Here is a 15179-nt window from a genome sequence, read left to right as displayed (position 1 = left end):
ATGTGGAAAAAACGTCTTTTAGCAATCTGTGTCGCAGTAACTGGTCTGGCCGCATTGTCTGGTTGTTCGCTGGTGGATGGGAATTCAGAATACGGCTGTAAAGGTATGCCCAATGCTGTCACTTGTATGAACATCCGCGACATCCACCAGCTGACCGATGGTGATGACTACCAAGATCGCATTGATGCGGTGTCGGAACAACAGCTGTCTGGTAAACCAGTAGATCTGAAGCGAAACAGTGTTGCAGGTACCGCCGGGGCTGGTGGTGTGGCAACTGGTGGTCGTTATGTACCTGTCCCTGCTGCTACCGCAAACCCTCAGCCAATCCGTACTCAGGCACAGGTAATGCGTGTGTTGGTTGACCCTTATGAATCCGCAGACGGTGATCTGAACGTCCCTGGCTATGTGTACACCGAAATTGAACCTCGCCGCTGGGAAGTTGGCGCGTCACATGCATCGACCCGGAGTGCTGTTATTCGACCAATGAGCACGCCTCCAGTGGCGGCACAAGCCCCTCAAACACCGAGCAAATAATGCTCCAATTGAAATTAATGCAAACTGAATGATTTGATATTCCCCCTCAAATACAGTCAGTTGTGTTATAAAAGCCGCCTAGTGCGGCTTTCTTTCATTTAGGGTCTCATTGCTATTTATAAGGATTGTGATTAAAATTACAGACGCATGGTAACCATACCGCATTTTGCCAATGCTGACATTCGATGTGTGACTTACCCCTCGCATTGGATAAACCCCACTCAGACATATTGGTAAATGGATTCATGCGCAAGGCCGTTCCCCCTCGAACGGCCTTACCTTTTTCTAATCCTGCAAAAATCCCCCTTAAAGAGAACGCTGTTTTTTGACCTCGTTTTGCTGGCCTTTTCGCTGTTAATCCGCCTTTTCACCATTGAAAATGTAGCCTCATTCACAGGAGCACTCCAATGACGCTACGCAAGAAAGTATTATCCCTGATTCTGTCCGCCAGCTTCGCCGCTTCCGCTTTTGCCGGTGCAGATGTGAACGCTGATACTGTGTTTAACAACAAAGCCTTCATGAACGCGCCGAAGGAAAGCAAAGACGTCAAGCGCTTCGTTGTGCCAACCAACGGCATTATCGCGCTGGAAGTTGACGGCAAAGTCAACCTGCTGTCGTCAAATGGCCGGTACCTGTTCAAAGGCACCATGTACGACACTTGGGCCAAGAAAGACCTGACCACACTTGATGAGATCACCAAGTATGCCAGCATCATTCCGATCAAAGAGCTGAAACTGAACATCGCTGATCTTCAACCTGCCGTTTGGGGCGACGGACCTAAAAAAGTCATTCTATTCACTGACCCGAACTGCGTGCATTGTGCCGCAGCCCTTAATCAGCTGGCTGACCTAGACCCGCACGAATACACCGTTAACGTTCTGTCCCTGGGTGCCCTCGGCGAGCCAAGCCAAATCCGTAACAAAGAGCTGTACTGTGCTTCAGATCGCTACCGTGCCGACCGCGCTATTATCGCGCATGAAAAAACCAAATTTGACCAGGTTAAAGACTGTGATATGCAGGCATTGGCACGCCGCACAATCACCGCTCAGGTGTTAGGCGTCAGTATGGTGCCATTCATCATTCGAGACGACGGTGCTTTCAGCATCGGCGCACCAAAACAAGGTCTGAAAGCCTTCCTGGCTGGTCAATAAGTTCTTCTTTCTGTGGGGTTAGAATGAGCGAATCAATCATCATACAGCGTTTGAAGTCTATCAAACGCTTCTCAGATGTGTGCCCGGTTCGGGCATACGATGAGAAAAACCACATTTTCCTATGTGACAATAAATATATCGGTTTCGGCTTCCTTTGCCGTCCCTTATCCGGTACCAGCGGTAAAGAGATGCAGCAATTACAAACATTGCTGTCCTCAAATTTCCCGGCGAAAACCATTGTGCAGTTCGACCTGATTGCCAGCCCGAATATCGTTGGCAAAATTAACCAGATGGACGTTCTGCGCATGGACTGTGATGACGAAGTATTGCGCGATGCAATCTACAACCGTTCTAAATTTCTGCTTCACAGCACCGACTATCCTATGAAGGGTACGGGTACCCGTGTCCGCAACTGTTTGTTGCTGATCACGGTGAAGGTGCCGGTGAAAAACGAATACGACATGCGAGAAGAAGAATTCAACCTGATTTCTGAATTCCGCAACACGTTTGACACCACGCTGGGGATCATGGGCTTGTGCCCTGCTACACTGACGCGCGACCGTTACATCGATGTGCTTTCTTCCATTTTAAATCAGGGGGAAACTGCTTCGTGGCGTGACCGTAATCCGCTACAAGTGCAAGACGATTTGATGATCTCTGAGCAACTGGTTGACCCTGACCGAGAGTTCTTCATTCGCAATAAATACTGTGCCTTCGGCAATCCAGAAGACGAAGACCAGCGAGGTGAGCGTCACACAGGCACAACATTTGTGCGCACATTAAGCGCCAAAAAACTACCTAAGCGGTTTTTCCCTGGGCAAGCTCAATATTTCCTCGGCGATATGATGAGCGGCGCTACTGGTATTAAATCGTCCTGCATTATCTCCATGAGCATGATCTTCTTCGACCAGCAAAACGCGAAGACCAAGTTCACGCAAAAGCGTAACTGGATCGTGCAGCAAACCGATGGGCCAATGGTGAAATGGATCCCATCGTTGAAAACTATCCGAGAAGGTTACGACCTGCTGAGTGACAAGCTGGACAACGGCGAGCCAATTTGTAAAGCCAAATTCACAGTGACTATCTTCTCAAACTCCAAAGACGGTGTATTCCGTGCTAGCCAGGAAGCGGCCAGCTACCTCAACACCTATCAATTCAAAATGATCCCGGATAGCTACTTTGTTGCGCCTATTTTCCTCTCGTCCCTGCCTATGTTCAACGAGGCTGGTGCTGAGAAATCAATGGGCCGTTACCGCACGCTGGCACTGAGTGAAGCTTTGGTTATCTCACCACTTTACGCTGACTGGCAAGGTACCAGTAACCCGGCGTTAATGCTGACTTCCCGATCGGGGCAGGTGCAGATGCTCGACCTGTTCGACTCTGATACAAACTACAACGCCTGTATTGCGGCAGAGTCCGGTTCTGGTAAGTCGTTCTTAACCAACTACATTATTACCGCTTATCGCAGTCTGGGAGCGAAGGTGTGGTGTATCGACGTAGGGGACTCGTACAAAAACATTTGTGAGACCTACAACGGGGACTACCTGGACTTCCATCCGGATAAGAAGCCATGTCTCAACTTCTTTGAACTGATTGAAGACTACTTCGGTGAAAACCCGGATAACGAAGACGGCGGTGAAGAAGACCTGATTATCGGTCTCCTATCTGTGATGGCTGCGCCTAAGGCTGGTCTGAACGACTTCGAAGAAGCTCGTATGAAAGAACACGTTGCCAATCTCGTTCGCAAGCACGGTAAAGAGACTACCGTTGATATGGTTGCGGAATCACTTCTGGCGGATGAAGAGAACGACATTAAACGTTTGGGGCACCAATTGTACCCATTCACCAGCCGGGGTCAGTACGGCAAGTTCTTCGTAGGCAAAAACAACATTGACTTCCGTAACCCGTTTACGGTTCTGGAACTGTCGCGCCTGGAAAGCTCTGAGCACCTGAAGCAGGTTGTGCTGTTACAGCTGATTTACCAAATCCAGCAAGACATGTTTATGGGCGATCGCGGCCAGATGAAAATCGTGGTTATCGATGAAGCCTGGGCTTTACTCAAAGGAAACATCGGCGCGTTCATTGAAAAAGGTTACCGCCGCTTCCGTAAATACAACGGCGCTGCCATTACGATCACGCAATCCATTAACGATATTTACAAAGATAGCGTCGGAAAATCTATCGCCGACAACTCTGCGTTTATGCTGTTACTGGGTCAGAGTGAATCTGCGATCAACGAAGCTCAGCACCACCAGCGCTTAGCACTGGATGATGCAGGGTACCGTTTCTTGAAAACGGTGCGTTCAAGCCGAGGGGTTTACTCCGAAATTTACGTTATCTCCAAATCCGGTCAGGGGATTAGCCGGTTGATTGTGGATCCGTTCTCCATGCTGCTGTACTCGACAGCGCCGGATGACGTGGCAGCTATCAGAAAACGTAAAGCACAGGGCATGTCCACCCAGGATGCCATCAATTCAATTCTTGAAGAACGACAACGAGGTATAGCCGCATGATTAAGACCGCAGCTGTTTCATTACTCTGCGGGTTTCTGGGAGCCGCCCTTTATGGGCGGTTCGTCCCTCCCGCTGCACCAACTGACTACATTGCTGTGGTTAGTTATACCGGGGCAAATGGAAAGGTTCTCAGCGACCCTCAAATCAAACTGGTTCATGCGCGCGCCGAGGCAATGGCGAAAGCTGGCTACATGGTCCTCAATGAGTCCGCTCTATACAAATATCCTGCCTATATGCAGATCCCGCAAACAGTTTCTTCGTCAGGCAACTAACCGGGGGTATCGTGGTCATGGCCGCAGCGAACTCACTTTGGAAGAAGATTTATAAGCAAAAGCGACCGTGGAAAAAACATGCTTTGCTGATGTTGCTGGTGGGGGCGATCTCTGCGCCATCAAGTTATTACGTGTTGCATCGTTTCGAAATTGGTATTGACCCTCAAAATAACCAGTGCTTACCCCCTTACCGTATTTATCTGGTAGATAAGCACGACACTACCCCCGTTAAAGGCACTACCTTTGCTTTCAGTTCGAAATACATGGGTGAGTCAGGGAAAGGCATCAAAATGGTGGACGGGGTCGGTGGGGATGCCATCTCTGTGAATGATGAAGAGACCACAGTAAATGGTTCGATGGTCGGTGAAGGCCTAGCGCTTGCCACAGAATCAGGTCACACCCCTCAAGAACTTACTCGCAATGGAGTTATCCCTGAGGGTCGGATCTGGCTTATGGGCCGAACAAAACTCAGCTTCGACTCTCGCTACTGGGGATCGGTGCCGGAAACACAAATCATAGGAAGGGCCTACCCGATATGGTAATCCAACTAAAAGTCACGAAGTTTCGCAAAGCTCTCATCGCATTGGCCGTGTTTAGTAGCATGGCCTATTCTGTCAGTGCGGCATCACTGCCTTTGACGGATTTACCCTCTCGCCCTGCTGAGGTAACGGATAATGAGAAGGCCGATATTGATAGCCTCATCCGTGTAGCAAGAGAGCAACAAAAAAATGAAGAAGCTAATGCAAAGTCAGCGCGTGAAAATAACCGCGAAATGCTTCGAAAAATGCCAGAAACGCGTACTGACAATGAAATGATAAGTGACACTGTCACTGGCGCAATTGCAGATGCTGACGTTGCGGACGGTAAACAAAACAAAATGGCCGGTGATTTTTACTATGTGCTAGTTTCTGCATCACTGTCTGATAAGGAAATTAAAGACATGATGACCGACTACGATGGCCGCAGGGATGTCTCGTTGGTTATTCGTGGCGTTACTGATAAAGCAAAATTAATGGACGAACTCACTCGCTGGCAACAGCTGGTGCTCGACTCCGGTGCAGAAGTGACAGTTAATCTGGATCCGGTCATCTTCAAAGATAATGCCGTTACCGCAGTTCCAACCATCATCCATGAGAAAGATGGTGAGTTTGTAGCCAGCGTATCTGGCATCTCGAATATCGACTTCCTGAAGGGTAAAACCGGTAAGCTGGGTACCGCAGGCCCTACGAAAGAAGTCGTGGAGCGCAGCCTGCTGGACATGATTGAAGAAGGGGTTAAAAATCTCGACTTTGAGCAAATGAAAAAAGACGCTTTGAACAACTATTGGCCTCGCCAGCGCCAGGAATTTGAAGTGTTCCCGACAGTTAAGAAGCGCGCAACCCACACCATCGATCCTACGGTAATCATTCCCCAAGATATTGTCACGCCTGAAGGGGTTGTCGTCGCTAAAAAAGGAAAGGTGAATCCGTTAGATGTGATTCCGTTCGGCCAGAAGCTGATAGTGTTTGATGCCAGCGTGCCGTGGCAGCGTGACTTTGCGCGCCATGAGTACGAAAACACGGAGCCAGGCATCAATCCCATTCTGATCACAACGAACGTATACGGTGATGGCTGGGATACGTTCAAAGATGCAGCGCAGCATTACGGTGAGAAAGCCCGACTCTACATGATCCTGCCAGGTATGTCTGAGCGCTTTGGTATTGAAGCGGTACCCAGTATCGTCACTGCTGACAGAAAAGTATTCATCATCAATGAGTACCCTGAAGCCAACTATGCTAATAAGGTGGCAAAATGAAATCCTTACACAAAAAATTAAAATCATTCAGTTTGCACCTAATCGCTGCCACGGCTGTTTCCTTATGCTTTGCAGGCAATGCAATGGCTGATAAAACAGCCGAGACTGCGCCTGCGGTGAATGAGGTATGCCGTGATAATCAACTTCTTTCCTTCAAGCTTTTTACCGACGTATGCTGGGGGTGTATTTTCCCAATCAAGGTTGCAGGAATTACAATGGGCCCCTCCGGTAAAGTGCCAGACAATGCCGCTAGTGGTATGGCGTGTGCTTGCCAAGACGGTCTTGGGGTGTATCACCCAGGCGTGCTGACAGCTATGTGGGAGCCCCGCAAAATCATCGAACTAACACGCACGCCAGGCTGCATGTCTTCGCTGGGAGGGGTTAACCTTAACCTCGGCAATAACCTTCAGTACGGCATCCAAACCGACGGCGGTGATGAAGAGCGACGTAATAAGTTTTCAATCAGCTTCTATAACGCCCACATGTACGCTCTTCCTCTGTTGCGTATGCTTGACCTGTATTTGCCGGGGCAATGTACTGCTGACCCGTACAGTGACTTTGATGTGGTTAGTTTCTCTGAGATTGACCCAACCTGGAACAACACAGCTTTGGCTTTCTTCCAGAACCCGGAATCGGCTGCGGTTGCAAACGTCGTGGCACAGCAAGCTTGTGCATTAGAGGCAGCGGCTCAATTCGCGGGGAAACAACCAATGGACTCGCTTTGGTGGTGTGCGGGCTCTTGGGGAGGGCAATACCCATTGACGGGATCGGTGCGCAGTATGGACACGACTCGAACAACCAGCTTGGCCGGTATTCGCGAGCTTGCTGTTGAACACCGTCGTGGTTTGGCTTACCGGACTATGGGGAATGATACAGTCTGCCGGTCAAAGATCTACCCGACCTTACCTAAGCAGCAATACAAACTGAATATGTTCAGTCCGACACCTGAAACCAAAGAAGGCCATGAAGTCGGTGAATCCCCATATCAGTGGCAAGGTGGAATGTATCGCTACCCCACAGGAAAAGGCCAAGACTCAACATACATGATCTATCAATGGATGGATTGCTGCCGAACTATTTAACTCGCAGTTTTGATTGAATCAGACCCTTGTATATCTACAAGGGTTTTTTATTACCACCCTATTTGTGGAGTTACCGTAATATCACATTCTTTTGAAGAACTTTGTCTGCATGAATCTTTCAATTTTTCAAAAGCGATTATGTATTCTTCAGCTGGCTTATACCCTTTAACCTTTGCTTTATTAATCAGAAAAATACCGAAATCAACATCTTTGGGAAATCCAGCACCATCTATATACATTGTTCCTAATGTAAATTCCGCCCTGGCAGAGCCTTGACCTGCGGCCTGGTGAAACCAATATCCTGCTAACCGATAGTTAACCTTACCGTTTTTTCCGAAGTAATAATGTAACGCAAGGGATTCCTGGGATTTAAGATGGTTTTGTTTGGCAGCTTTAAGAAATGATTGTTCTGCGAGGTCGAACTTACCCTCGTTCGAATACCGCCAACCTTCTTGATACAGATTTTCAAGATCGTTCGTGATTTGCGTGTGGGGGGGATTTGTATTTTGTTGCTGTGTATTTGCACCTAGGGCAGGAAGGCACAAGGAGAAAGTTAGCAGAGCAATGGCTGTCTTCTTCATAGAAACCTATTTGTTATTTTATTAATTAAATCAAACAGAGGATGCGAAGAACGTTAACAAATATTTCACTAATTGCAAGCAAGCGCATACAGAAAAGGCAGGTGGGTGGCCTGCCTTGGTGAGGGGGCTTGATGAGAGGGTAATTACGCTTCGGTATGGCTTTCGGTTTGCGTGGCTTCAGCTTCGCTTTGCTCTTTGTTCGCTGGGCTCGCAACATCTGCATTCTTGCCATTATTGTCGTTCAGTTCTTCGACAGTGGCCGATGCGTGCCGGTCAAGGGTGTTAACCATGTTGCGAATACTGTCGCGCAAGCGGGTTTTATAGTCATCCACTTCATCCTGATTAAACAGGTTGTTCAACCACAAGCGATCAAGCAGCGTTATCAGCTCATCGAAGCTACGGAACAAACGCACTACACGCATGGCATCAGGAGTACGTACTCGAATGCTGTAGTCGCGCGGGGCCGTATACGAAACCTCTTCAATACGACTCGTTCCAGAAGCCTCGGCCTCTTCAAGAACTTTAGTCAGCGTTGAAATGCCGAAGCTAATTTCTTTTTCTGGTCCCGCCAGGATTTCACTCACGGCTTTTTTGGTGCGGTCAATCGCCCCTTTTACACCGAGGCGTTCCAGTCCGGTGCTGTTAATGGTCAGATTAAACAGCGCCTTTGACATCAAATTGTAGTGGCGTTGCTGCATGCGAATACCTTCTTGCGTTTGCAGCTGGAACGGTACGGTGATCTCCGGGTTAGAGTATTCGCGGCGTTCGCGTGTAGGTGCCTGCCCTTTGTTTTGCGTAGGCTCCGGCGAACGTGTACGGTTGCCACGGTTGTTACGTTTGATTTGACCCTGCTTTGCGTTATCAGTCACTTTAGCCTTCTCTGTAGTTGCCATGATTTATCCTCACATTTAGTCGCATTTAAGCCTGACTATTTAGTCATACGAAAACGGTCAAGTCATGGGAAAAGGCCAGCATTTCGCGGAAGAAAAACAGTTCTTGATTTGACTGGTTATCTGAAGTAGGCTTTTGTAACAGCCTAGCTGATGGCCTACTCTCTTCTCAGCATAACTTCAAACGCGAACCCGTAACTTCGGTGTGAATATACCACCGCCCCCTGGTAGCCTAACTGGCTTTCCTCACGGGTTTCGCACGCCTAAATCAGGCCAGAGCATCTCTGACGTGTTCTTGTTCTTTGAACAAAACATGTCACCTTGCCGCCCTAGCAAAGGGTATTTTTGGATCTCAATCCAAACCAAAAAAATTGTTAACTTCCTCTTATCTCAACTCCTGCGTTTTGTCTGTGTCCGGACTTCGTTTTTACGATGTCTGTCGCTTTGTTTACATCCATTGAATCCTCACATTTCAGGGTGTTTCTCTGTGGCCGGACTTCGCATATAAATTTATGGTGAATATTATGTCTTCTTTCGAATTGCAAGGCTTTGTTTATATTGGCATGTTCCTCTCGTTGTTCTGGCGTCCTAAGAACGCTTCGTTCGTAGTGCCAGCTGGCATTGCTTTTTATATTTTCACGGCTGGATTTGTGCAATCCACTATTCCTTTAATCATTGCCTGTGGCTGTCTGACTCTGTCAGCTGTTGTTCTGGCTGTTCAAATCATGTCTCGTTTCTCTACTGAAGATGACGAACTTGATGAGTCTGACGATTCTGATGATTCCACCACTTCAAGCGCCAAGCGTCCTTCTCGCACTGTTATCACTGAGCACGAAGGTAAGTTGGTTTCTTTTGGTATGGCTCATTGGAAAAATGACCGTTCAAACGATATGTCCTTCTATGTTGAAATCGAAGGGCAAAATAAAGTTTGGGCTATTGGTCTTAAAAAAGCTGTCGAGAATTCTGGTGCTAAAATTGGTGACACTGTTGTTTTCTGGAAAGACTCCGAAGTGCGCACCAGTAAAGCTCAGGTTCTTGATCGCAAGGGTAATGTGACTGGTTATCGCGACCTTGAAACTGACAAACGTCGTGGTCTCTGGATCATGGAAGTTGTTAGCTGATATTCACTAATCTCTCTTAAACAAGCCCAGATTCCTGGGCTTTTAACTATTTTAAATCTATTAATTTCAAGGTGATTTATGATTATCATTAATGCTTCCACGTTCGAAAACTGTATTCGTTGTGGTAGTCCTTGTCAGTTGGAAGGCTTTGATGCTTCCCGCAATACCTATACCCTCAATTGTAATGATTGTGGATGGCATTGCTGTCACCATGAAGGTGCTGATGATTGCCCTCTTTGTATCAGTCAAAATGATGATATTGCACTTCGTGAATGCGGCGTTAAAAACCGGACTGAAGCTATCAAGTTGATGGCCAAAGTTAAATTCATGTTGGCTTCAGTAGCATGCAATATTGGTAAGAATCGATTGAGAAAAAAAGATCGTTCACGTCTAGAAGACGCATTCATGATCTTTGTCCATCTGGATGGAACGAGCTACTCCAATAGCTTTACCTATCGCGCCACCCTGGACTTCATTCATCGTCGATACCTTCAATTAGCTGCTGCGTATCATTGAGTTTCGAATGTTCTTCTATCATTTTTCATCTTAACCTCCCAAGAAACCCAGCCTATGCTGGGTTTTTTTTTGCCTTTCGATTGACCCTTACGCTCCTATCGCTTACTCTGTTCTGGCGATTACATCGCATAACTTCCGGCAATAGCCCTTAACCAAAACACCTAATTTCGGCCACCAGCGCCTCTACGAATGAATCCCGCATTCATTCTCACGGCTTTTTCATGCCTACAAAACAGAATTCGACAGCCCGGTGCCCTATAAGGCTCCGGGCTTTTTGCTGCTCGTCGAACCGGTGTTTTTCCTCACGCTGAGGAATATCAGTGCGTCCAGTCACTCTACTGGGCATTGCAATACCCTTAACTTCCCTTCCTAAACAGACTGTACCTGAGATTTAACCTCAGGCTAGTCAGGCCTTTCCAGGCATAAACTTTCTAAATATTTTAAATCTATTAATTGAGGTATTAACTATGTTCTCCAAAGCTAAAGGTAAAGTAGCGATCGACCCTCGTTATACTCCCGCTAAAAACGGTAATGACTCTGTCATTTTTTTCCGTTTGGGTTGTGAAATGAAGATCAACTCGCAAAAAGTGATTGAGTTTTTCCCTATCAAGGCTTTCGGTAAAGTTGCTGATTTTCTCCACAATACCATCAAGAAAGACTCTGAGATCTCTATCGAAGCTATCGCTCGCACAGCTCGCTATGTGAAAGATGGTTCCGATGTTCAGCGTACTGAGTTCCATGCATTCTCCGTTCACGATATTGCGACCAACCTGGTCGTTGATACGCGAATTAATGATGCTAATCCTCAGTCTTACGTTGCTCCAATCACTGCTTCGACACCAACTCAACAACCACTGCGTTCGCCTGAATTACAGGCGCGTCTGGATGCTGAGTTAGTTGTTCAGAAGATGAGTTATGACGAAGTGAAAACGATCGGTAACAAGTTCCGTGCAGCACTCCAGCAAGCACAGAAAAGTGCCGCAGCCAAGAGAGAAGCCAAACAACAGCCGCCCGCTCAACAACCTACCGTTAAGCAAACTGTGACAGCTCGTAGCAGTGCGATCTTCGTACCTTCTACAAAGCCTACCGTCACAGACCAACTCATTGCAGCTCGTGCAATGGTTAGTAATGGCAGTTATTCCGATATGCGCGGTTAATACTCCGCAGTAAACGCCACTCGTTGAGTGGCGTTTTCATATCTGTTTGGTCAATTTTTAAATCTATTAAATATGAGGTACTACCATGTCTTATTCGAACAATGCCCGTCGCGCTTATGACAACAATAACGCGAAAAGAGCCAACACTGACATCACGGTCAGAGTTGACACAGTGACCCGTCACATGATGACTCTAGGTAGTCAGTTTGAAAAGGCTGCAATGCACCCACATATCTCTTTCCAGAGAGAGTGTGTGTTTGCCAAGCACATCATTAACAACAGTGACTATCTCACTGGTATTGCGTTAACTAACCCGCGTTCTTTCGAGACTGCGTTTTTACAGTTAGCGAGTTCCGGTTTGACACTCGACCCTGCACAGAAACAGGCATATCTGGTTCCACGCAATAATCGGGTGATCTTGGATGTCTCTTATCTCGGCCTGATCAAAATGGCTACAGATGAAGGACTCTGCCAAGACATTGTTGCTGAATTGGTGTTTGAGAATGATGCAGTATTTAAGCCACAAGGTCGTCGTAATAGTCCGATCCATGAGTTTGACCCATTTGCTAGCAAAGGGGATTTGATTCTGACGGTGACGGATAAAGGTACCTTAGGCGCTCGCGGTAACTTCCGTGGTGTCTATGTGGACTTTCTCATGCGAGATGGCCGCAACCTCGTTTACTTTGTAACTGTTGAAGATTTAGCCGCTGCTCGCGCAGTTTCTGAATCTTGGAAAAAAGTTGATAAAAGAGCATTATCTCCGTGGACAACATTCCCGTGGAAAATGGTTCTGAAATCCGCCCTTAAACAAACCGTTCATTTAATCCCAGGCAACCGAACTCGAATCAGCGCAGTGATTGATTATCTCAATACCTACGGTGAAGAAGGGTTCAAGTCTTCCGCTCATGTCCCTGTTGAAGCTGCTGCTGCTGAAATGGCTCAACGTCAAGCTGCTCAGGCTGCTAACAATGATGTTGCTTCATCTCAGCCTATTGTTGCTGACGACAGTGTTATTGAGGGTGAAATTGTTGCTCATGATGACGTCGCTCCCCCTGCGCAATCGGCCCAACCCGTTGAGAAGGCATCTCAGCCTGCGTCACAGGAAGCTCAGTCAGCTCCAGTTGATGTTCAACCCAAGTCTGATGCGGGTGGATCTCAGCCAGAAGAACTTCAAGTTCCGATGTCTGAAATTCCAGGTGTTCGTCAAAGCAGTTTCAAACGAATTGCGAAACTCGTTACCCGCGCAGAAAAAACGCTGGCTTACGAAACCATGATCGCCGAACTGAAAGACGCATTTTCTTTCAACGACAGCGAATTGGCTTACGCAAAACGTCAATTGGAACAATCGCGCCGTGACCTGCTCAGTACGAAAGTTTCTGAGTCAGTTCACATGTGTGATTTTGGGATCGCAAATGACTTTGTTAATCGTCTTGCTGACGGGGAGTTTAAAGCCAGTGCAGCCCAGTGGGTTTCTTCTGTTGAAGCTGAAACTAACTCCATGCAAGTGCTCTACTCTCAAGCTCTTCAGTCCGGTCAATTCGACGAACTTGAATCTGCCTTGAATTCAGTCAAACACAAAGGTCTCAAAGAGATGTTGTGCAACCTGATTTCAACAGCTAAAGCAGCATAAAACATAACCGGCATTTATTGCCGGTTTTTTAATTTTATAAATTTATTAATGGTGATCGTATGTCTGATTCAATCTGTGAAATTGTCGATATTGAACAAGGAACTCCAGAGTGGCACAAATGGCGTAGAACAGGTGTTACGGCAACATGCTCCCCAATTCTCTTGGGTGCGCCTGGAGCTATGAAAACGCCTTATCAGTTATACCTTCAGTATGCAGGCTTGCTTGCTTCTGAAGATCTATCTGCGATTAAGCAGGTGGATGCCGGTAACAAACTCGAAGCGCTTGCGCGGTCTTACTGCGAAAGTGAATTGGGGCAAATAGCCTCACCCTTTTGCGTTCGACATGCCAAGTACCCGTTCATGATAGCTTCGCTTGATGGACAGCTCGATGACCGTTCTGTACTGGAGATCAAGAATCTCTCAGAGAAAAAACATTTAGCTATCCTCGAACAAGGTTCAGCCTCGCCGGAATTTAAATATTACTTCTGGCAGGTGCAGCATCAGTTATTCGTAACAGGTGCCCCGCAAGCTTATCTTGTTTTCTGGTCCGCTAAAGATCAGCCGAAGATTTTCCTTATCAAACCTAACCAGGGCGCTTTCACACGTTTGTTTGCTGCATGCAAAGAGTTCTGGGAACGTTTAAATCAAAAGGTAGCTCCGGCTTTTGATAAACAGCAAGACATCCTGCTGGTTTCTGATGCCGATATTCTGGCCCAAACCAGTGAATTTACTGCTCCAGATGATCTCTCTGCTCGTATCGCTGACATCCGCCGTCAAGTTGCGAATGTCCGCGCCAAAGAAGCCGAGTTTGAAGCCGTGAAAGCCCAGTTGTCTAATCTTGAAGAAACGCTTAAGGCGTCGATTCAAGGTCTTGCAACAGGTCTTGGTTTCAAAAGCACAGACCCTGTCCGTATTGATGGGTTTGGTTTTCGCTATCTGGAAAGTAAAGTCAAAGGTCGCACTAACTGGAAAATGATCGCTGAGCGTCTTAATGTGACTGCTGAGCAATATCCGGACTGTGTGACTCAGGAGTCTCTTCGCTCCAGCCTGTCTGTCTATGAGTATGAAGCTTCCCCAGAGGACAGCGTTTATATTCCACCTGAAGCCATCAAACCTGTTGTGGCAGAAGGAGATGCACTCACCGGTGTTGAAGACAATGCCTTGTTGTTGTTTTAACTCTCTCACACCCGACTTCGGTCGGGTTTTTTCTTGTTGACCCAGCTGTAAGAATTGATTATTGTAGCGGTGCGGTACACACCGCCTAACTTCTGGCAACCTGCCCCTAAACACCTAATTTCGGCCATATCGCCATTCTGAATGCGTTTACTCTCATTCACACGGCACACGCATATCTGTACCAAATTCGATAGCCCGTTGCTTTTTAAGCAGCGGGTTTTTTTATGCGTCGAAAACGGTGTTTCGTTCTCAAGCTGAGAACAACAAGTGCCTCCAGTCACTCTACTGGAACTTTGCAATACCTTAAATCTCGCCTCTTTTCTGAGGCCTTAAACCTTTTAAATCTATTAATTTTAGGAGTCTCTCCATGTCCATCGTTAATCTGACTGCATATAAAGCATCCGACGCACAACGCGAAATGGGTGTGATTGATGTTGAACGTGACATTTCACAAATCATTCGTGAAAAACTCTCGTTCAATGACTGCCCCACCGTTTCGTTAATGCAGCAACGTGCCGACGAACTAGCAGATATCGCTTTGCTGCTGTGTTCCCGTCACCAGGCTGAAGGTGTTTTGGTTTATGCCAAAACCTACTTTATGCCAACCCTGATCACCGCGCTTTCCGAGCGTGGTATTACGGCGTTTGCCACTTATGCACCTAAGTCGATTGTCTGTGAACAAGGACAAATGAGTAGCCGGTATACACATTCCAATCTGGTTTGCTGTTCTCCTGCTGCTTAATTCGACGACTCTTCACTTTT

15 protein-coding genes are annotated in these 15179 nt (G+C 47.2%); 13 read left to right on the top strand and 2 right to left on the bottom strand.

Features of this window, described 5'->3' with window-relative positions:
• The 7 genes from traV (at position 1) to SJ312_RS15025 (ending at position 7347) form a co-directional block, all read left to right on the top strand.
• Complete coding sequence (traV, locus tag SJ312_RS15055) at positions 1-534, top strand: type IV conjugative transfer system lipoprotein TraV (protein ID WP_042847246.1); 534 nt, start codon at positions 1-3, stop codon at positions 532-534.
• Between the two features lie 407 nt (positions 535-941).
• On the top strand, positions 942-1685 hold the full coding sequence (locus SJ312_RS15050) for a DsbC family protein (protein ID WP_042847243.1): 744 nt from the start codon (positions 942-944) through the stop codon (positions 1683-1685).
• Between the two features lie 23 nt (positions 1686-1708).
• A complete protein-coding gene (traC, locus tag SJ312_RS15045; protein ID WP_042847241.1) occupies positions 1709-4198 on the top strand; it encodes a type IV secretion system protein TraC in 2490 nt (829 codons plus the stop codon).
• Positions 4195-4470 carry a hypothetical protein gene (locus SJ312_RS15040; RefSeq protein ID WP_042847240.1) on the top strand — a complete coding sequence of 92 codons (276 nt, stop codon included), beginning with the start codon at positions 4195-4197 and terminating at the stop codon, positions 4468-4470. The genes traC and SJ312_RS15040 overlap by 4 nt, the downstream gene beginning before the upstream one ends.
• Positions 4471-4559: 89 nt before the next feature.
• Positions 4560-5012, top strand: coding sequence for a signal peptidase I (gene lepB, locus SJ312_RS15035; RefSeq protein ID WP_226617185.1), 453 nt, complete (start codon positions 4560-4562; stop codon positions 5010-5012).
• Positions 5006-6265, top strand: a complete 1260-nt coding sequence (locus SJ312_RS15030; protein ID WP_191901260.1) for a TrbC family F-type conjugative pilus assembly protein — start codon at positions 5006-5008, stop codon at positions 6263-6265. Before lepB ends, SJ312_RS15030 begins: the two co-directional genes overlap by 7 nt.
• Positions 6262-7347, top strand: coding sequence for a TraU family protein (locus SJ312_RS15025; protein ID WP_226617178.1), 1086 nt, complete (start codon positions 6262-6264; stop codon positions 7345-7347). The genes SJ312_RS15030 and SJ312_RS15025 overlap by 4 nt, the downstream gene beginning before the upstream one ends.
• 50 nt (positions 7348-7397) lie before the next feature.
• Here the strand turns inward: SJ312_RS15025 and SJ312_RS15020 are convergent, their stop codons facing one another.
• Together SJ312_RS15020 and SJ312_RS15015 are read right to left on the bottom strand one after the other, a co-directional pair.
• Positions 7398-7928, bottom strand: coding sequence for a tetratricopeptide repeat protein (locus SJ312_RS15020; RefSeq protein ID WP_042847238.1), 531 nt, complete (start codon positions 7926-7928; stop codon positions 7398-7400).
• Between the two features lie 143 nt (positions 7929-8071).
• Positions 8072-8821, bottom strand: a complete 750-nt coding sequence (locus SJ312_RS15015) for an AcaB family transcriptional regulator (RefSeq protein ID WP_052219379.1) — start codon at positions 8819-8821, stop codon at positions 8072-8074.
• Positions 8822-9381: 560 nt separating this feature from the next.
• Between SJ312_RS15015 and SJ312_RS15010 the strand changes: the two genes are divergently transcribed.
• From SJ312_RS15010 to SJ312_RS14985, 6 genes are all read left to right on the top strand, one after another.
• Positions 9382-9939, top strand: coding sequence for a hypothetical protein (locus SJ312_RS15010; protein WP_196053748.1), 558 nt, complete (start codon positions 9382-9384; stop codon positions 9937-9939).
• Between the two features lie 78 nt (positions 9940-10017).
• Positions 10018-10455, top strand: a complete 438-nt coding sequence (locus tag SJ312_RS15005; protein WP_042847236.1) for a hypothetical protein — start codon at positions 10018-10020, stop codon at positions 10453-10455.
• Positions 10456-10922: 467 nt separating this feature from the next.
• Entirely contained in the window at positions 10923-11612 is a 690-nt protein-coding gene (locus tag SJ312_RS15000; protein WP_052219378.1) for a single-stranded DNA-binding protein, read from the top strand.
• Positions 11613-11697: 85 nt separating this feature from the next.
• Complete coding sequence (locus SJ312_RS14995) at positions 11698-13242, top strand: recombinase RecT (protein ID WP_042847235.1); 1545 nt, start codon at positions 11698-11700, stop codon at positions 13240-13242.
• Between the two features lie 59 nt (positions 13243-13301).
• Positions 13302-14417 (top strand): lambda-exonuclease family protein, encoded by a 1116-nt coding sequence (locus tag SJ312_RS14990; protein WP_052219377.1) that lies wholly within the window; start codon positions 13302-13304, stop codon positions 14415-14417.
• A 367-nt stretch (positions 14418-14784) separates the two neighbouring features.
• Positions 14785-15159 (top strand): hypothetical protein, encoded by a 375-nt coding sequence (locus tag SJ312_RS14985; RefSeq protein ID WP_042847234.1) that lies wholly within the window; start codon positions 14785-14787, stop codon positions 15157-15159.
• Positions 15160-15179: the final 20 nt, after the last annotated feature.

It is taken from the genome of Providencia sp. CIM-Carb-044, from assembly GCF_033901115.1.
In the GTDB taxonomy this organism is placed as follows: Bacteria; Pseudomonadota; Gammaproteobacteria; order Enterobacterales; family Enterobacteriaceae; genus Providencia; species Providencia hangzhouensis.
The sequence above is the reverse complement of the archived record's forward strand: the minus strand, read 5'-3'. Positions and strand labels throughout refer to the sequence as shown.